Below are 17662 nucleotides of genomic sequence, written 5' to 3' on the forward strand. Positions count from 1 at the left end.
TCAGCGTCCCTTGAATGCCGGCTGGCGTTTGTCCATGAACGCAGCGACGCCTTCGCGGTAGTCCTCGCTGCGCCCGGCCAGGCGTTGCAGGTCCCGCTCCAGCTCCAACTGCTGGTCGAAGCGGTTGTCGAAGCTGGCATTCAGGGCGCGCTTGATCAGGGCCAGGCCGTAGGTCGGCTGGGTTGCCAGGTGGCGTGCCAAGCTCAGGGCCTCGTCGCGCAGCGCAGCATCATCGACTACCCGATTGATCAGCCCCCAGTGTTCGGCTTGCTCCGCGCTCAATCGCTCACCCAGCAGGGCCAAGGCCTTGGCCCGGGCCATGCCGATCAGCCGCGGCAATTGCCAAGTGCCCCCAGAATCGGGCACCAGGCCGATCTTGCAGAAGGCCTGGATGAAGCTTGCTGAACGCGCTGCCAGGACCAGATCGCAGGCCAGTGGGATATTCGCCCCGGCACCCGCCGCCACACCATTGACTGCGCAGATCACCGGCATCGGTAGCTCGCGCAGGGTGCGGATCATCGGGTTGTAGAACTGCTCGATCGACTCGCCCAGGTCGGGCATTTGCGCGCCTGGCGCGACATTGCGATCCGATAGATCTTGGCCGGCGCAGAAACCGCGGCCTTCACCCGTCAACAACAGCACTCGCACTTGCGGGTCCTGGCGCACCTGTTTGAGGGCCTCGCGCACTTCCTTGTGCATCTGGGTATTGAAGCTGTTCAGCTGGTCGGGCCGATTCAGCGAGAGGAGGGCGACACCGTCCTCGATGGAAAACAGGATGTGCTCGAAAGTCATTGCAGACTCGCTCCGTCAGTCGATGGGAATGGGCCGATTACTGGCCCTGGAAGTGGGCCGGGCGTTTTTCCTGGAAGGCGCGAATGCCTTCGGCGCGGTCGGCGGTGCCGGCCAGCAGAGTGAACGCGTGGCGCTCAAAACGCAGGCCGGTGGCAAGGTCGGTGTCTGCGGCCTTGAGCAGCGCTTCCTTGGCCAAACGCACCGCCAGCGGCGCCTTGCGGGCAATCGCCGCGCCAATCTGCATGGCGCGCTCAACGGTCAGCTCGGGCTGGCTGACTTCACTGACCAGCCCGGCCTGCTGGGCGTGGCGGGCGCTGATCGGCTCGCCGGTCAGCACCATCTGCATCGCCAGCGGCTTGCCGACTGCGCGCAACAACCGTTGGGTGCCGCCGGCGCCGGGGATGATGCCCAGGTTGATTTCCGGCTGGCCAAAACGTGCATCTTCGCCAGCGATGACGATGTCGGCGCACATCACCAGCTCACAACCGCCACCCAGGGCGAAGCCGTTGACGGCGGCGATCAGTGGCTTGGAGAAGGCGGCGATCAGCTGCCAATGGGCGACACGCGGGTCATTAAGGATGCCGACCAGGTCGCGCTCGGCCATCTCGCGGATGTCGGCACCGGCGGCAAACGCTTTTCGGTTGCCGGTAATTACCACCACAGCGATCGCCGGGTCGCGGTCGGCGCTGTCCAGCTCAGCGGCGAGTTCCGCGAGCAGTTCGGTATTCAGCGCATTGAGGGCTTCAGGACGTTGCAGGGTGATCAGACGGACGCCGTCCTCAGGCGCCTGCACAACGAGGTAGCGAGGCATGTTGGTTCCTCAGGCTGCACGCACGGCCTTGAGGCCGGCATTTATTGGAATTGTCTGCAGGAGCAGGGCGGGGCAGCACCACACCTGCTCAGGTGCGCCAAGTATATGCTCAATGCGATACATAACTGCAACATCATAATTTGTTTTCCGTGTCTCGTATTGCGCTGATGCTTGTCACGCCAGTCAACCTTTACCCGCTAAGCGTCCGAAAAATAAAGGCTTTATCGGCCTGTCCATCAAGCCTATGAAAGCGATACAGGAAAATCGAGATTGACGATCAGTTTTATCGTGATACATGATCGACACACATTCCGAATCATTTGGAGAGGTGTGACATGCCTTGCTATCGACTGGACGGCCTGACACCGGTAATCCACCCCACTGCCTACGTACACCCAAGCGCTGTGCTGATTGGCGACGTGATCATTGGTCCACACTGCTATGTCGGGCCATTGGCCTCACTGCGCGGCGACTTTGGCCGCATCGTGCTGGAGGAGGGCGCCAATCTTCAGGACACCTGCGTGATGCATGGCTTCCCTGGCGGCGATACGGTCATCGAGCGCAACGGACATGTCGGCCACGGCGCGGTGCTGCACGGTTGCCGGGTAGGTGAAGACGCCCTGGTGGGCATGAACGCCGTGGTGATGGACGGCGCTTACATCGCGCCACGCTGCATCGTCGCCGCCACGGCGTTCGTCAAAGCAGGTTTCCAATGCCCTGGGCAAAGCCTGGTGGTCGGCTCACCGGCCCAGGCCAAACGCACGCTCAGCGACCAGGAAATCGCCTGGAAGCAACGGGGGACCGCCGAATATCAGCTGCTGGCCAAGCGCTGCATGGCCACACTGGTCGAGTGCCCGCCGCTGACCGAAGTCGAAGCGCCGCGACCGCGCATGGGTGACTCGGGCTTGCGGCCAAAAGCGGAGCAGGGTGCATGAACCAAGCGTTGCCACGTAATGGCCAGGCGGGGCGGCGTGCAGGTATAGTCGGGGTTCCATCCGCTTCCAGTTCTCCCATGAGCAGCCTTGCCCCCCTTAATACGCTGATCACCCGCTTCCAGGAACAGACGCCAATCCGCGCCAGTTCGCTGATCATCACCCTGTATGGCGACGCCATCGAGCCGCATGGCGGCACGGTGTGGCTGGGCAGCCTGATCAACCTGCTCGAGCCAATCGGCATCAATGAGCGGCTGATCCGTACCTCGATCTTCCGCTTGAGCAAAGAAGGTTGGTTGACCGCCGAAAAGGTCGGCCGACGAAGCTACTACAGCCTCACCGGCACTGGCCGGCGGCGTTTTGAAAAGGCCTTCAAGCGGGTCTACAGCCCAAGCCTGCCGGCCTGGGATGGTGCCTGGACGCTGGTCTTGCTGTCGCAGCTGGAAGCCAGCAAGCGCAAGGCCGTTCGCGAAGAGCTGGAGTGGCAAGGTTATGGTGCCATTGCCCCGAACGTGCTGGGCTGCCCGCGCGCCGACCGTAGCGATCTTGCCGCAACCTTGCGTGAGCTGGACGCCACCGACGATAGCATCGTCTTTGAAACCCACACCCAGGAAGTGCTGGCCTCCAAAGCCATGCGCGCCCAGGTTCGCGAAAGCTGGCGGATCGAGGAGCTGGGCGAGCATTACAGCGAGTTCATTCGCCTGTTCCGGCCGCTGTGGCAAGCCCTCAAGGAACAGCAAGCGCTCGACGCCCAGGACTGCTTCCTGGCGCGCACGCTGCTGATCCATGAATACCGCCGGCTACTGCTGCGTGATCCCCAACTGCCAGATGAGTTGCTGCCGGGCGATTGGGAGGGCAGGGCGGCGCGCCAGCTATGCCGCAACCTGTATCGACTGGTGTGCGCCAAGGCCGAGGAGTGGCTGAACAGCGCCCTGGAGACCGCTGACGGGCCGTTGCCGGATGTCAACGAGAGCTTCTACAAGCGTTTCGGCGGCTTGGCCTGAGGCTCAGCGTACGTAGGTCGGCATCCCCCAGGCGCCGTATCTGAAACCTCGGCAGCGGTTGTAACCGTTGCGGTACCACAGCTCGAACTGCGCACCGTTCCAAACCCAGAACGATAGCGTGGAGCAGTCATCCAGGGCGCGCTTCTTTTGCCAGGAACTGATCTGGGCCATGCGCCGTTCGAATTGTGTGGCTTCAGTGGTGACCAATTGCGCAGCGTAGGGCGGCTGATCCTGCACCACCCAGTAACCGTTGGCCGTGTTGAAGCTGTTGGCCCGGCATTGCGTGGCAACCAGCACACGCTGCTCATCGAGGCGCTCCACGGTCAGTGGCAGCGCACCGGTGGGGTCTTGCAGGTCGGGGCACTGGCGAGGGCCACTCAAGGTCTGGCGCAGGGCTTGGCGCAAGGCCGGGAGTTGCGCCAAAGCCTGGTCTTCAGGGCGATTCTCAACCAGGGGCGGGCGCTCGATAGGCGGCGCTGCGCGCCTTGGCCCTGGTACCAGCTGCTCATCCTCAGCGCCGCGACTGACCAGCGCGCCTGGCGTACCGAGCCGTTCTTGGACTTCATCCATTTTCAGCAAAACAGCCGCAGCGCCGGCATCCGAGAGTGTGCGCACAGCACCACGAGAGTCGACTACCTTGATTTGCGTGCTGCCAGGCAGCGCAGCGAGCAGGGCCAAGACCTGGTCGTGCTCGACATGAAAATCCGAAGCATCATCGCGCAGGGTACCCACGACTACCTCGTCGATCACCAGTTGCACCGGCGGGACAGGGGGCTCGCCACCGAGGTTGGCGAACATCAAGGTGCCCGTGACAGCGGTGTTGGGGCCAGCCTCGCGTTGCAGCCCCAGGCTGATGCCATCGATGCCATCGCCAGGGGAGTACCCCATCGCGATGCACTGGCCAGACTTGTTGCAGGCGAGGTCCCAGTCCTTGTAGGAGAAGACCAGACCGTCATCGGGCACTGCGGCGCAGGCGAGCGTACTGAGCGCCCAAAAGGGCCAGCACAGCGATTGAAGCTTCATGGACATCCTTGTAGAGAGCGTTTCAATAGGAGTGTTTTTAAATCTTCTATAACTCAACTAAATGAATATTTAGTTGAGTTATCACTGGAACTTATAATATAGGGCAGGGCAGTACCTTAGGGGAGAACGCGCGCGGATTCAACTCTGGCCTGGGGGAATGCCTCGCGCAGGCTGGATTGGAGCCAATTGATGAACCACAGCGCATCCTCGCTTGGCGCTTGGGGCGGCGTGAGAACCTGATAACTTTCCAGCGGCACTGCCTGATCCAGGCAGCGCACCAGCGTACCTTGCTCAAGCTCGCGCTTAACCAGCACCTCGGTCGCCAGCGCGATGCCATGGTCACGTTCTGCCAGGTTGAGCACAATGTCATTGCTCATGTGCGAAGCATCGGACTTGACCCGAACACGCAGGCCATTGGCGGCAAACCAGCTGTTCCACCACGTGCCGTCATCGACGTGTATCAGCTTGTTTGCGGGCAAATCCGCAACCGTCAGCGGCCCTGGCAACTGCGCAAGGAAGCCCGGCGAGCAGACGGCAAACACTGCCGGACGAAGCAAGACCTCACGCACGCCCGTTAGCTCGCCAGGCAAGCCATAGGCAATACCCAGGTCAGCTTGCCTGGCATCCACTGCGGTAAACGAGGCATTGGGCTCGATGGCGATCTTCAGATCAGGTCGCAGCTTGCGCAGACTGTCGATCCGCGGGGTCAACCAGCGTGAAGCGAAGGCCGGCACACACAGGATGCGCAACCAACGCTGGTTATCCTGCCCGGCCAGGCGAGCACTGGCGTCGGCAACGATCTGCAGTGCCTGCGAGACGGCTTGGTAATAGTGCGCACCTGGCAACGTCAAGGTGACGCCGCGCGGGCTGCGCTCAAGCAGACGCACACCCAACCAGCCTTCCAGATTCTTCACATGTCGACCGATTGCAGGCTGAGTCACATGCAAAGCCTCTGACGCCGCCACGTAACTGCCAAGCCGCGCCGCGGCCTCGAAAGCACGGATCGCATTGAGTGGGGGAAGCCGGTCGATGGCCATGCACGCCTCGGGGTATTAGTTTTTGTATTAGTGGCAGTCAATTTATTGTTCTTTTCCGCGCCGTTCAAGTTGCTGAGACTCACGGTGGGCGCGGGCTAGCCCCGTGAAGTGTCCCACGCACAGCAAATCTTGAGGAAACCCCCATGCGGGCAACACCAATAACAATCAAACCGTCCACTGTCTTTTCCATTCTTACGCTGGCCCTGGCAGCTACCGCCGGCACCGCCCAGGCTGCCGATAGCAAGGGCCCGTGCGGCGTACCCAATCTGCACACATGCCCGCAGCCTTTCGACAAAGTGCTGCCGGCAGCCAAGGAAATGCTGACTTGGGACCAGGACACTCGGGTAGTGGGATTCCGTAATACCTACCGCCTGTACGAAGGCGATGTATTCTCCACCCAGGGCGCCACGCCAAGTCCGTTACCAGCAGCGGATCATCTGCTCAGCGAGGTTCAATACAACCTGGAGGGCAAGCCCCGGGGTCTGGCCGACTACCTGCAAAACCAGAGCGTAACCGGGCTGTTGGTGCTAAAAGACGGCAAAATTGCCTACGAATACTACGGCAAAGGCAACACTGCCCAGACCCTATGGACTTCACGCTCAGTTGCCAAGTCGGTAGTCAGCGTGCTGGTGGGGGTAGCTATAAAAGACGGCAAGATCAAGTCGGTAGATGACAAGATCACCGCGTATATCCCCGAACTTAAAGACACCGAGTGGCAAGATGTAACCCTGCACCAGCTGATGCAACATACCTCAGGTGTGGTCTGGGACGAGAACTACGCCTCGCCAGACTCTGATTTCTCCCACATGACCCAATGCGAGGCCAAGCCAGACCCTTACGATTGCGTGCTCAACCTGGTCAAATCTGTCAAGCGCAAGCCCGGGGTGAAGCCTGGCGAAGTCTGGTCATACAACACCGGCGGCGCCTGGCTGGTCGGCCGCGTGCTGGAGAACGCCACTGGGCAGACCATCGCCAAGTACCTGGAAAGCCAGATCTGGAGCCGCTATGGCATGCAGCAAGATGGCGTCTGGCACGCATTGGTACCGGGTAAAGTCGACATGGGCGGACACGGCTTCAATGCCACGCTGCGTGACTGGGGGCGCTTCGGCCAGTTCGTGCTCAGCGGCGGCCAATTGCCGAACGGCGAAAAGTTGCTGCCCAACGATTGGCTTGCACGCTCGACGCACTGGACTACAGCCAAAGGCTCAGTAACCAAAGCCGCACCTAATGGTCAGTACGGCTACCAATGGTGGTACAACGCACCGGCACCGGATGCAGACGCCGAACCGAAGAAGACCGCCACCAGTGAGCAAACGTTCTGGGCGCTGGGCATCTACGGGCAGACGATCGCGATCAATCCAGCTGAGCATCTGGTGATGGTGCAATGGTCGACCTGGAAGAATGCCGAGACACCAAGCTCGTTGTATGACGAACAGGCGTTGTTCGTGAACGCAGTGAGTAAGGCGCTGGATCAGAAGCAGTAGATGGCTGCGGCGTGGCTTTGAATCTGGTGGGCAACCAGGGCCACGCCTTAATACGAAACTACGCATAATGTATATTATGTTAAATGATGTGTGACGCAGGAGAAGGCACAAGCCAGGGTCATAGCCAGCGGAGACTTGCTTACCTGGCCGGAGCTGAATGTGCTGGTGCCGGCGTTGACTGAGCAACTCAGCGACGGCGCTCCTGGCCGGTATTTAGACGGTGCGATCTTCTCTATCAACTACGAGGGTGTGGAGTACTTTCCACGTTTCGCCATCGAATCCCAAAGCTTGACCATTGCGTCGCTGGGAATGCAGCGCGTCATCGCTGTGCTGGCCACCAGGATGAATGTCTGGGGCATGGCTTTGTGGTTCGAATCATCCAATTCGTATTTGGCGGGTAAGCTGCCGAAAGACGTTCTATCCTCGGATCCAGACGCGCTTGTCAACGCTGCTTTGGACGAGATTGGTGGCAGTTCGCATGGGTGGGAATTGCAGGCCTATCCGATAAGTGCGCGTCATTGCTAGAACTGAGAGACAAAACCGCATTATTTAGCTACGCCCTCCTCCATCTGCCCTCCTCCATCCAGGCTCAGCCTGCAGACTTTCGCCAGTGCTCGGGCGAATTCATCCGCAAGCAGTGCGAACGTATCGCCCAAGCCGTCGGCGGCCAGCACATCGAGTCCTACAACTTCGCCGCCGACCACTACACATCGTTTCGCGTCAACGACTCCTCGCACACTAACGGCGGCGTGGTGATGCGCACCGACCCGCGCACCAGCGCCCTGAACCGCTACCAGCAATGCTGGGCAGCGCACAACGTGTTCGTCCTCGGCGCCTCGTCGTTTCCCAACAATGCCGGCTACAACCCCACCGTGACCATTTCCACTCAGCACCTGAGCGACAAGGATTTGGCCGCGATCGCCGAATACCTCAAATCAGTGGACGGATCGAAGACCATCCCGCCGCCCGGCATTGCCGCCAGCGAACCGATCATGCAGCGCGGTGCGCAGGTGTATGAGCTCAACTGCATGGCCTGTCACAACGTCAAGGGCGAAGGCCTGCCCGGCATGGTCACCGGCTTTGCCGACAACCCCGGAATCCGCACGCCCAGTGGCGCGAACCTGGTGGGCACGGTGCTCAAGGGCGGCCAGGCGGTGATCACCGAAGGCAATGTAACCGGGGCCGGCATGCCTTCATTGACAGCGACATCGCTGCCGTACTGACCTATGTGCGCAATAGCTGGGGCAACGCCGCGCCCGAGGTTGAGGCTGAAGCGGTAACTCGCACACGGGAGCACCTTGGCCTGCAGCCGCCAATGAAAAATCATTTCTGAGACCACTGTTGAAAAAAAGGCCGGTAAAAGTCTTTACCGGCCACACCGCCAAAACCCAGCGGCCACTCCTCGTACATGACCTGAGCGATCAGAACAGCGGCAATGTGTAGCTCACGATCAGCCGGTTCTCATCGATATCACGCTGGTAATTGGAGCGCAGCGCCGCGTTGCGCCACAGCACGTTGACGTTCTTCAGTGGCCCGGACTGGATGGTGTAACCCAGGTCAGTATCGCGCTCCCACTCGCGCCCTTCCCCGGCGAAAGTGGCTGGGTTTGCATGATCGGCATGGTTGTATCGGGTCGAGAACGTCAGCCCCGGGATGCCCAGGGCGACGAAGTCGTAGGCGTAGCGCAACTGCCAGGTGCGCTCGCCGGTTTCCATGAAGTCGGCAGCCATCATGTAGTTGGTCAGGTAGGCATCAGTGCCAATCAGGTAAGGCATGGCCGTGGAGCCGGAAAGCCCCTGATAGGCGACGCCTAGGGTATGCCCGGCCTGGCTGTAACTGAGCAACACGTTGAGCGTGCGGTTGTCGACCGGACCGGCAAGCGCCTCACCCTTGTCGTCGCTGATGAAGTAGCGCGCATCCAGCGCCAGTTTGCCGGGGCCCAGCGCGGTGCTGCCGAGCAGGCCGAAATAGTGCTGGCCATAGATCTCGTCGAGCTCGCCGTATTGATAGCTGAGGCTCAGGTTGGGGTTGACCACGTAGTCCACCCCGCCCATGCGAAAGTCGTCAGCCTTGGGTGTGCCGCTAAAACGCCGGTTCTTGTTGACCAGGCTCATGGCCTCTGTATGGGAATAGTCACGCTTGGTGGTCCGGTCGATCTGCGCGTAGGTGAAGCTCAGGCTATCCAGCTCTTTGGAGGTCAGCACACCGCCCTGGAAGGTCTGCGGCAGGATGCGTCCGGTGCTGGAGGCAATGGTCGGGTACTTGAGCAGCTGGGTGCCGATCTTCAGTTCGGTCTTCGACAGGCGCGCCTTGGCGGTGATGCCGAACTTGCTGTACTGGTCCGGGGCGCGACCGTCTTCGCCCACCGGCAGCAGGCCGGTGCCACTGCGGCCAGGGCCTGAATCGAGCTTCAAGCCGAGCATGCCGATGGCGTCGACGCCAAAGCCGAGGGTGCCGGGAGTGTAGCCGGAGCGGAAATCGAGGATGAAGCCCTGGGCCCATTCTTCGCGCTTGGCGATGCCGGCGTCTTCGCGGAAGTCGCGGTTGAGGTAGAAGTTCTGGGCTTTCAGGGAGGCATGGCTGTCTTCCAGGAAACCTTCGGCGTGGGCCGGAAGGGTGAAGCACAGCAGTGAGGCGACAGGCAGGATGTTGTTGTTTTTGTGCATGGCTGGTCCGTTCGGCCAGGCTGGAGCGCTGGCCGTTATTGTTGTGATTGTCTGGAAGGGCCCTTCGCGGCTGAAGCCGCGCCTACAAGGACCGCACAACACCTGTAAGAGCGGCTTTAGCCGCGAAGAGGCCAAGTCAGGCGAGCACGCCTATCTGCCACGGGCAGAATTCATCCTCACCCAGGCCGTTGAGCTCGCTCTTGGTCGCCTCCCCCGAGGCATGCGCAAGTAGGCGCTCGAAGATTTCCTGGCCCATCTGGGCAATGGTCTTGTCGCCGTCGATGATCTGCCCGCAGTTGATGTCCATATCGTCGCTCATGCGCTGGTACATGGGTGAGTTGCTGGCCAGCTTGAAGGTCGGCGCCGGCACCGAGCCGAAGCAGGAGCCGCGGCCGGTGGTGAAGGCGATCAGGTTGGCACCGCCGGCGATCTGGCCGGTTGCCGAGACCGGGTCGTAACCGGGGGTGTCCATGAACACCAGGCCGTGGGTCTTCACCGGGTGGGCATACTCGTATACATCCATCAGCGGGGCATTACCGCCCTTCTTCGCGCCGCCCAGGGATTTTTCCAGCACGTTGGCCAGGCCACCGGCATTGTTACCGGGGCTGACCCGGCCGTTGATCTGGGTATCGCGGCCGCGGTTGTACTCCAGCCACCATTCGATGCGCTCGATCAGCTTGCGGCCCACCGCCGGGGTGGCGGCGCGGGCGGTCAGGGTGTGTTCGACGCCGAAGATTTCCGAGGTTTCCGAAAGGATCGCGGTGCCGCCATGGCGCACCAGGATGTCCACCGCCGCGCCTAGCGCTGGGTTGGCCGAAAGGCCGGAGAAACCATCTGAGCCACCGCACTGCATGCCAATCATCAAGTGCTCGGCAGACACCGGCTGGCGCCGCGCCTGGTCGGCCTTGGGTAACATGCCTTCGATCAGTGCGATGCCTTGGTCGGTGGCGCTTTTCACCCCGCCGACGTCCTGGATCACCAGCTTCTTCAGCATGTCGCCTTCCACCAGCCCTTCCTGCTCGAAGAAGCCGTGGATGTTGTTGCGCTCACAGCCCAGGGCGATGACTACCGCACCCACGGTGTTGGGGTGTTTGATGTAGCCAGCGATGGTGCGCCGCAGCAGGTCCATCGGCTCGCCGGTCATTTCCATGCCGCAGCCGATTTCATGCACATAGGGCACCACGCCATCGATGTGAGGGAAACCGGCCAGGCGGCGCTCGTCGAAGTGGTTGGCGATCTTGCGCGCCACCGTGGCACCACAGTTGCCCACCACAAATACGCCCAGATAATTGCGCGTGGCCACGCGGCCATCCTCGCGGACGATGCCCTGGAAGGTCGCGCGCTGATCGGCCGGCAGCAGGTCGGTGGGCACGTAGTCCAGGCCGTAGCGGTAATCGCGGTCGGTCTCGCCGAAGGCGATGTTGTGGCTGTGCATCCACGTGCCTGGCGGTAGGTCCTCGGCGGCGTAGCCGATCACGGTGTTGTACTTGAGCACTGGCTCGCCCTTGGCGATCAGCCGGGCAGCGACCTTGTGCCCCAGCGGCACGGCTTGTTGGGTGGTGACACCTTCACCGGGGATAACGGTGCCGGCAGAGATTTCAAGACGTGCGACAACGACGTTGTCGGCGGCATCGAGGCGAATGACGGGGCTGACTTCACGGTGACTCATGGTGTTTTCCTATAGGTGCTGTCACCCATGGCGGTGGCGACACAAGCGCCACCGCCATGGCTTGCTCAAGGGCGTTTGCCGAACTCGACGCTGTGCTGGGTCCAGGCCAGGGCCTGTTCGCTGAGGGAGAAACCGAGGCCTGGGCGGTTAGGCACCCACATGCGGCCTTCGCGCAGCTCAAGGCGCTCGTTGAACATCGGCTCGAGCCATTCGAAATGCTCCAGCCACGGCTCTTCGGGGTACGCTGCTGCCAGATGCAGGTGGATCTCCATGGCGAAGTGCGGCGCCAGCTTCAGGCCCTTGAAGCTGGCCAGGCTCATGATCTGCAGGAATGGCGTGATACCTCCGACCCGTGGTGCATCAGGCTGGACGAAGTCACAAGCGTTGGCGGTGATCAGCTGGGCGTGCTCGTTGAAGCTGGTGAGCATTTCGCCGGTGGCGATGGCGGTGTCCAGCGACGCGGCCAGGGCGGCGTGGCCCTCGATGTCGGCGCTGTCCAGCGGCTCCTCGATCCAGGTCAGGTCGAACTGTTCGAGCTTGCGGCAGAAGCGCTGGGCGGTGACCCGGTCCCATTGCTGGTTGGCGTCGACCATCAGCGGGAAGCCTTCGCCCAATTGCTCGCGCACTGCCTGCACACGCTTGAAGTCGATACTGGTGTCCGGCTGGCCGACCTTGATCTTGATCCCGCCAATGCCGTTACCACGGGAGGTCTGTACGTTTTCCAGGACCTTCTCCAGCGGCGTCGAGAGGTAGCCGCCGGAGGTGTTGTAGCACTGCACCGAATCGCGGTGAGCACCGAGCAGCTTGGCCAGCGGCAGGCCGGCGCGCTTGGCTTTCAAGTCCCACAAGGCGATATCGAACGGCGCGATGGCCTGGGTGGTCAGGCCGCTGCGTCCCATCGATGCGCCGGCCCAGAGCAGCTTGTTGTAGAGCTTGGCGATGTCGTTGGGGTCCCCGCCCAGCAGAGTCGGGGCGATTTCCTGGGCGTGGGCGTACATGCCTGGGCCACCGGCGCGCTTGGAATAACCGAAGCCGATGCCTTCATGGCCTTCCCGGGTGCGGATCTCGGCAAAGATGAAGGCGATTTCGGTCAGCGGCTTCTGCCGCCCGGTCAGCACCTTAGCGTCGCTGATTGGCGCGCCCAGCGGCAGCACGGTGTACGACAGTTTGATCCAGACGATGCTGTCGGTGGTCGCTTCGCCAGATTGGAGGGCAGCGATTTTCGGGTCGATGTAGACGTTGCTTTCGATCATGGGGCCGTCCTCGGAGTCATTGAGCGTTGGCAGATTTGCCAGTCAGGTCGCAGAGCTGCAGGCGCTGGATGCGGCCGACGATCACCAGGTAGGAGAACGCCGCTAGCAGGCCGTGAGCGCCGACATAGATGAGTGCACTGTTGAACGAACCGCTGGAGTGCAGCAGATAGCCGATCACCACCGGAGTGACGATGCCGGCGGTGTTGCCCAGGGCATTGAACACGCCACCGGTCATGCCGATCATTTCCCGCGGCGCGGTGTCGGCCACCACGCTGAAACCGAGGTTGCCGAAGCCCTTGCCGAAGAACGCCAGGCTCATCACCGCGATCACCAACCACTGCGCATCGACGTAGTTGCACAGCATCATGGTCGAGCTCAGCAGTACGCCGGTGATGATTGGCGTCTTGCGGGCAATGCTCAGGGACTTGGTGCGGCGCAGCAGGTAATCGGAGAAGAAGCCCGACGAAACCGCACCGATCAGCCCGCACAGCGCCGGGATCGACGCGACAAGGCCGGCTTGGAGGATGTCGAAGCCACGCTCCTTGACCAGGTAGATCGGGAACCAGGTGACGTAGAACCAAGTGACCGCACTTACGCAGTACTGACTGATGAACATGCCGATCAACATGCGGCTTTTAAACAGCAGGCCGACTTCGGTCAGCGAGCTGCGGCGCTTTTCCTTAGGCAGCGAAGCCTGGGCTTCGAGGTCGACCAGCGCTTCACCCTTGCGCAGGTAGTCGAGTTCCTCGCCATTCATCTTTGGGTGGCTGACCGGCAGGTAGTAGTTTTTCCACCAGATCGCGGCGATGCCGAAGCCGACGATGCCCATGACGATGAACACGTATTCCCAGCCGAACGCGTAGCACAACCAGCCCATGAACGGGGTGAAGAACGCCAGCGAGATGTACTGCGCACTGTTGAAGATGGCCCCAGCCATGCCCCGCTCCGCCGACGGAAACCAGGACGCGATCACCCGTGTCGAGGCCGGCCCCACCGGCGCTTCGGCCACGCCCAGCAGAAAGCGCAGAGCCAGCAGCAGCGGTACGATCATGCCGACGAAGTGCACCAAGCCCATGCACACGGTGAACGCCGACCACACGCAGATGGCCAGGGCCATGGTCTTTTTCGAGCCGAAGCGGTCGGCCAGCCAGCCGGAGGGGATCAGGAAGATCACGTAGGCCCAGCTGAAGATCGAGAACAGGTAGCCCATTTCCACCGAGCTGATGCCGAGCTCCTTGCTCATGTCGGAGCCCGCCACCGACAGGGCAGCGCGGTCACCACTGCTCAAGGCCAGGACCATGGTGATCAGGGCCAGGATCAAATAGCGATAGCGGGTAGCTGTGGTGGATGCGGCCACGGCGCCAGGGGCAAGCCCGGCGGCGTAGGTGTCGTGATTGTGCATCGCGGTTGCCTCATTGTTTTTATTGGCGTCGTGCAGGGCCTTGCACCGGCACCTGCTTCGAATTCTGGCAGTTTGCAGCCCTTGGCAAAGCTGCTCCCGACCAATGACAGCGCTATCAAATGACAGCGCTGTCATTAATCCTAGGCCCGAGCCGACGGGCTTTGCAAATCGCCGTTCGCAGTGAATTCCCATACATTGGGAATGAGCAGGAAATGCAAAAAAACGCGCGCCGTTCCGGTAGAATCGGCAACATGCTCAAAGCTCCCGTCCAGAGGCCCCCATGCTGGAAACGCCCGCTACCGTCGCTGATCTGAAACCAGTGCTGGCTGCCCCTGCCACCCTCGATGACGTGGCGAAGATGGCCAAGGTCTCGCCCATAACCGTTTCCCGGGTGATCAACCGGCCGGAACTGGTATCGGAAAAAACCCAGAAAAAGGTACGCAATGCCATCCGCAAGACCGGATATGTGCCCAACATGCTCGCGGGCGCACTGGTTTCGCAGCGCAGTCGGCTGATAATCGTGGTGGTGCCGAATGTCGCCAACCGCGCTTTCGTCGACACCATTACCCAGCTCGGCCAGCGCCTGGCCAAAGCGCGTTACCAGTTGCTGCTGAGCCAGTCGGACCTGGCACACAGCAGTGAACCGGAACTGATCGACGCGATCCTCGCCCGTCGCCCTGACGGCATCGTGCTGACCCGCCAGTTGCAAAGCCCAGAAGCGCGGGAAAAGCTGATCGCCCGTGGCATTCCGGTGGTAGAGACCTGGGAGCTGGCGCAGGACCCGATCGATACTGTGGTCGGCTTTTCCCACGAGGCCGTCGGCCAGGCCATGGCCGAGCACATTATCGAACGCGGCCACCGCCGCGTGGGCCTGGTCTGGAGCGACGACGCCCGCGCCACTCGGCGGCGCCAGGCGTGTGCCGATACCCTGCGCAAGGCCGGTGTTGAGGTAGTTGCCTGCGAGCTCGAAGCCGTGCCGGTGAACATGGGCCACGGCCGTGAGGCCATGGCCCGACTGCTGGCAGCCAAGGTGCCGATGGATGCGGTGATCTGCAGCATCGACCTGCTCGCCCAGGGCGTCATGGCCGAGGCTCAGGCCAACGGCCTGCGGGTGCCTCAGGACCTGGCGGTGATGGGCTTCGGCAACCTGGAATTCGCTGCGCATACCCACCCGCGCTTGAGCACGGTGAATGTTGACGGCGGGCGCATTGGCCTGCGTACGGCAGAGTTGCTGCTGCAGCGGATCGACGGTGGCCTTGGGCGCGGGGAGCAGGTGGAGGATGTGGGCTTCAGCCTGGTGGTTCGCGAAAGCACCTGAGGGCTGCGCTCGTCATTCGCCAGCCCAGCGCTGCAACTGCGCAGCCATATGGTCCCAAGCCTGCTCCACTTCGGCCACCCCGAACGCCCGCAGGCTTGAATGCACCATACCCTCGCCCACCCAGGCTTGGGCCGCCACACCCGCAGCCGCTAGCGCATCGACATAGGCCAGCCCGTGATCGCACAGCGGGTCGACCCGTGCCACCAGCACCAATGCCGGAGCCAGCCCGGCAAAGTCTTCTGCCTCCAACGGCATCGCGCAGGGGTCATCACGCTGCCGCGCTTCAGGCACGAAACCCGCCAATGACTTCATCAACCCCGCCGCCGTCATCATCGGCGCCTCGGCCTGTTCGCGCATAGATGGCAAGTGCTGCCGAGCCGTCAGCACCGGATACACCAGCATCTGGCCCAGTGGCTGCTCCAACCCGTCACGGCGCAACGCCATGCACAAGCCCGCAGCCAGCGTGCCCCCTGCGCTATCCCCCGCCGCCATCAGGCACGTCGTGCTGAGGCGAGGGTCGACAAGCCCAGCGCGCAAACCGCGCCAAGCTTTCAGGCAGTCCTCCAGTGGCGCCGGATAGGCATGCTCTGGCGCCAGCCGGTACTCCACAGCAACGATCGCCAGCGGCACCCGCTGCGCCAGGGCATGGGCAAACCAGTCATGGGTGTCGAGGTTGCCCAAGTCCCAGCCGCCGCCGTGCAGGTACAAAACAGTCGGCCACCCCCCAGGCGGCACTTCGCCCGGAGGTGTGTAACAGCGCAGGCGTAAGCCCTTCAGGTCGATATCGGCCACTTGCCAGCCCAGCGGCCGGGGTGGCGTGCAGGCTCGGCAGGCGGCAAGAAAGGTTTCGCGCCGGGTTGACAGGCTGTCGTCACGCGGAGCGAAGCGCTTGCTGTTCTCGATGTAGGCCTGCATGGCAGGGTCGAGCGGACGGGATACCACGGGCAATCCTCCAGGTCAGAGCAAGGGCAAGGTATAGGCGATGATCACCCGGTTTTCATCACGCCGGCCGGTGGCATCGCCCTGCAGTTCGACGTTGCGCCAGCGCAGCGCCAGGTTTTTCAGTGGCCCGCTCTGGATCACGTAGGTGATGTCCAGGTTGCGCTCCCATTCACTGCCGTCTTCACCGGCCACCTTGAAATTGTCACCCTTCACGTAGCGAGCGAACGCGGTCAACCCCGGCACGCCAAGAGCAGCGAAGTCAAGGTCGTAGCGGGCCTGCCAGGAGCGCTCCTGGGCCCGGTCGAAGCGCAGCACCTGCACGGCGTTGGCCACCCCGGGCAGGTCGGTGTCGTGGATGAACGGCAAGGCGCTGTCACCAGCGTTGTACTGGTAGCCGAGGCGGAACGTCTGCGCGCGCAGGTTGGCGCTGAGCATTGCCGAGGTCATGCGGCTGTCGAGCTGGCCGGCCTTTTCGCTGCCAGACTCGCCAGTGTCGAGGTAGTTGAGCGTGCCGGAGAGGTTCCAGTCGCCGGCCTTGAGGGTGTGGGCACCGGTGTACAGGGTTTGCTGGTAGACATCCGCCAGGCGGCCGGTCCACACCCCCAGCGAGGTCTGTGGCGTGGCGCGCCAGGTGCCACCGAGGTAATCGAAACGGTCGCTGAACACGCTGTAATAATTGCCGACCTGAATGTCCCGGGCACCGGCGAACTCGCGCTGGTTGACCTTGCGCATCTGGCCCAGGCCGATGTCGAGGTCGTTCAGTTCGCGAATATCCAGCATCGCCCCTTCGAAGAACTGCGGCAGCAGACGAGCGTCACCAGAGCTGACCAGCGGGATCTTCGGGAACAGCCCGCCCACCTTGAGTTCGCTCTTCGAGTACTTGAACTTGACCGCCGCCGTGGCCTCGGAGAAATCGTCCACCGAGCGCGGGTCGGCATTGCGCGGCCCGCCGGCACGGTCATAGGCCCCCGGCAACAGTCCGGTGCCGCTGCGCGAGGGTGACGAGTCGAGCTTCAGGCCGAGGCCTGCGTACACATCCACGCCCACCCCGACAGTCGTGTCGGTATAACCCGACTCGCCCTTGAGAATGAAACCCTGGGCCCACTCCTCCAGCTTCGACTGGGCAGGCTTGGTCGAGTCGCGCAGGTCGTGGTTGTAGTAGAAGTTGCGAAAGGTCAGGTTGGCCTTGCTGTCGTCGAGGAACGCGCCCTGGGCATACAGCGGGCCGAGCCCGAGCAGCAGGCACAAGGGTTTTGCAGCGCGAGCGAAGCCCGCTCCAGTCGAGGAGTGTTTCATTGTTGTTGTGCTCTTCTTATAGGTATGTGGGGT

16 protein-coding genes are annotated in these 17662 nt (G+C 62.2%); 6 read left to right on the top strand and 10 right to left on the bottom strand.

Annotation, left to right across the window (positions count from 1 at the left end):
• Nucleotides 1-792 carry a 2-(1,2-epoxy-1,2-dihydrophenyl)acetyl-CoA isomerase PaaG gene (gene paaG, locus OIU19_RS01545; RefSeq protein WP_264232873.1) on the bottom strand — a complete coding sequence of 264 codons (792 nt, stop codon included), beginning with the start codon at nucleotides 790-792 and terminating at the stop codon, nucleotides 1-3.
• Nucleotides 793-829: 37 nt separating this feature from the next.
• Nucleotides 830-1603 (bottom strand): 2,3-dehydroadipyl-CoA hydratase PaaF, encoded by a 774-nt coding sequence (gene paaF, locus OIU19_RS01550; protein ID WP_264232874.1) that lies wholly within the window; start codon nucleotides 1601-1603, stop codon nucleotides 830-832.
• Nucleotides 1604-1938: 335 nt separating this feature from the next.
• Here paaF and paaY point away from each other — a divergent pair, with 335 nt between their 5' ends.
• Both paaY and paaX read left to right on the top strand, forming a co-directional pair.
• The gene (gene paaY, locus OIU19_RS01555) at nucleotides 1939-2538 is read left to right on the top strand and encodes a phenylacetic acid degradation protein PaaY (protein WP_264232876.1); all 600 of its coding nucleotides are present in this window, start codon (nucleotides 1939-1941) and stop codon (nucleotides 2536-2538) included.
• A gap of 77 nt (nucleotides 2539-2615) precedes the next feature.
• Nucleotides 2616-3539: a phenylacetic acid degradation operon negative regulatory protein PaaX gene (gene paaX / locus OIU19_RS01560; protein WP_186554490.1), complete on the top strand. Its 924-nt coding sequence runs from the start codon at nucleotides 2616-2618 to the stop codon at nucleotides 3537-3539.
• A gap of 3 nt (nucleotides 3540-3542) precedes the next feature.
• On the opposite strand, the gene OIU19_RS01565 is transcribed toward paaX, so the two are convergent.
• Together OIU19_RS01565 and OIU19_RS01570 are read right to left on the bottom strand one after the other, a co-directional pair.
• Entirely contained in the window at nucleotides 3543-4562 is a 1020-nt protein-coding gene (locus OIU19_RS01565) for a DUF1176 domain-containing protein (RefSeq protein ID WP_264232879.1), read from the bottom strand.
• Between the two features lie 116 nt (nucleotides 4563-4678).
• Entirely contained in the window at nucleotides 4679-5599 is a 921-nt protein-coding gene (locus OIU19_RS01570) for a LysR substrate-binding domain-containing protein (protein ID WP_264232881.1), read from the bottom strand.
• A 143-nt stretch (nucleotides 5600-5742) separates the two neighbouring features.
• On the opposite strand from OIU19_RS01570, the gene OIU19_RS01575 reads away from it, so the two are divergent.
• From OIU19_RS01575 to OIU19_RS01585, 3 genes are all read left to right on the top strand, one after another.
• Nucleotides 5743-7083 (top strand): serine hydrolase, encoded by a 1341-nt coding sequence (locus OIU19_RS01575; RefSeq protein ID WP_264232883.1) that lies wholly within the window; start codon nucleotides 5743-5745, stop codon nucleotides 7081-7083.
• Between the two features lie 90 nt (nucleotides 7084-7173).
• On the top strand, nucleotides 7174-7608 hold the full coding sequence (locus OIU19_RS01580; protein WP_264232885.1) for a hypothetical protein: 435 nt from the start codon (nucleotides 7174-7176) through the stop codon (nucleotides 7606-7608).
• On the top strand, nucleotides 7602-8306 hold the full coding sequence (locus tag OIU19_RS01585; protein WP_372353279.1) for a cytochrome c: 705 nt from the start codon (nucleotides 7602-7604) through the stop codon (nucleotides 8304-8306). Before OIU19_RS01580 ends, OIU19_RS01585 begins: the two co-directional genes overlap by 7 nt.
• 198 nt (nucleotides 8307-8504) lie before the next feature.
• On the opposite strand, the gene OIU19_RS01590 is transcribed toward OIU19_RS01585, so the two are convergent.
• From OIU19_RS01590 to OIU19_RS01605, 4 genes are all read right to left on the bottom strand, one after another.
• The gene (locus tag OIU19_RS01590) at nucleotides 8505-9749 is read right to left on the bottom strand and encodes an OprD family porin (RefSeq protein ID WP_264232888.1); all 1245 of its coding nucleotides are present in this window, start codon (nucleotides 9747-9749) and stop codon (nucleotides 8505-8507) included.
• A gap of 136 nt (nucleotides 9750-9885) precedes the next feature.
• Complete coding sequence (locus OIU19_RS01595; RefSeq protein WP_258657524.1) at nucleotides 9886-11418, bottom strand: UxaA family hydrolase; 1533 nt, start codon at nucleotides 11416-11418, stop codon at nucleotides 9886-9888.
• Nucleotides 11419-11483: 65 nt separating this feature from the next.
• The gene (locus OIU19_RS01600; RefSeq protein WP_264232892.1) at nucleotides 11484-12671 is read right to left on the bottom strand and encodes a mandelate racemase/muconate lactonizing enzyme family protein; all 1188 of its coding nucleotides are present in this window, start codon (nucleotides 12669-12671) and stop codon (nucleotides 11484-11486) included.
• Between the two features lie 16 nt (nucleotides 12672-12687).
• Nucleotides 12688-14073 (bottom strand): MFS transporter, encoded by a 1386-nt coding sequence (locus OIU19_RS01605; protein WP_319004460.1) that lies wholly within the window; start codon nucleotides 14071-14073, stop codon nucleotides 12688-12690.
• Between the two features lie 280 nt (nucleotides 14074-14353).
• On the opposite strand from OIU19_RS01605, the gene OIU19_RS01610 reads away from it, so the two are divergent.
• On the top strand, nucleotides 14354-15391 hold the full coding sequence (locus OIU19_RS01610; RefSeq protein WP_264232894.1) for a LacI family DNA-binding transcriptional regulator: 1038 nt from the start codon (nucleotides 14354-14356) through the stop codon (nucleotides 15389-15391).
• 12 nt (nucleotides 15392-15403) lie between these two features.
• Here the strand turns inward: OIU19_RS01610 and OIU19_RS01615 are convergent, their stop codons facing one another.
• Nucleotides 15404-16333 carry an alpha/beta hydrolase gene (locus OIU19_RS01615; RefSeq protein WP_264232896.1) on the bottom strand — a complete coding sequence of 310 codons (930 nt, stop codon included), beginning with the start codon at nucleotides 16331-16333 and terminating at the stop codon, nucleotides 15404-15406.
• Between the two features lie 15 nt (nucleotides 16334-16348).
• The gene (locus OIU19_RS01620; protein ID WP_264232898.1) at nucleotides 16349-17629 is read right to left on the bottom strand and encodes an OprD family porin; all 1281 of its coding nucleotides are present in this window, start codon (nucleotides 17627-17629) and stop codon (nucleotides 16349-16351) included.
• Nucleotides 17630-17662 lie beyond the last annotated feature (33 nt).

Source organism: Pseudomonas sp. BT-42-2, assembly GCF_025847435.2.
GTDB lineage: Bacteria > Pseudomonadota > Gammaproteobacteria > Pseudomonadales > Pseudomonadaceae > Aquipseudomonas > Aquipseudomonas urmiensis.

Bases quoted from the DNA above. Each gene is read 5' to 3' on its own strand.
- paaG (WP_264232873.1), bottom strand. From the start codon at position 792: ATGACTTTCGAGCACATCCTGTTTTCCATCGAGGACGGTGTCGCCCTC.
- paaF (WP_264232874.1), bottom strand. From the start codon at position 1,603: ATGCCTCGCTACCTCGTTGTGCAGGCGCCTGAGGACGGCGTCCGTCTG.
- paaY (WP_264232876.1), top strand. From the start codon at position 1,939: ATGCCTTGCTATCGACTGGACGGCCTGACACCGGTAATCCACCCCACT.
- paaX (WP_186554490.1), top strand. From the start codon at position 2,616: ATGAGCAGCCTTGCCCCCCTTAATACGCTGATCACCCGCTTCCAGGAA.
- OIU19_RS01565 (WP_264232879.1), bottom strand. From the start codon at position 4,562: ATGAAGCTTCAATCGCTGTGCTGGCCCTTTTGGGCGCTCAGTACGCTC.
- OIU19_RS01570 (WP_264232881.1), bottom strand. From the start codon at position 5,599: ATGGCCATCGACCGGCTTCCCCCACTCAATGCGATCCGTGCTTTCGAG.
- OIU19_RS01575 (WP_264232883.1), top strand. From the start codon at position 5,743: ATGCGGGCAACACCAATAACAATCAAACCGTCCACTGTCTTTTCCATT.
- OIU19_RS01590 (WP_264232888.1), bottom strand. From the start codon at position 9,749: ATGCACAAAAACAACAACATCCTGCCTGTCGCCTCACTGCTGTGCTTC.
- OIU19_RS01595 (WP_258657524.1), bottom strand. From the start codon at position 11,418: ATGAGTCACCGTGAAGTCAGCCCCGTCATTCGCCTCGATGCCGCCGAC.
- OIU19_RS01600 (WP_264232892.1), bottom strand. From the start codon at position 12,671: ATGATCGAAAGCAACGTCTACATCGACCCGAAAATCGCTGCCCTCCAA.
- OIU19_RS01605 (WP_319004460.1), bottom strand. From the start codon at position 14,073: ATGCACAATCACGACACCTACGCCGCCGGGCTTGCCCCTGGCGCCGTG.
- OIU19_RS01610 (WP_264232894.1), top strand. From the start codon at position 14,354: ATGCTGGAAACGCCCGCTACCGTCGCTGATCTGAAACCAGTGCTGGCT.
- OIU19_RS01620 (WP_264232898.1), bottom strand. From the start codon at position 17,629: ATGAAACACTCCTCGACTGGAGCGGGCTTCGCTCGCGCTGCAAAACCC.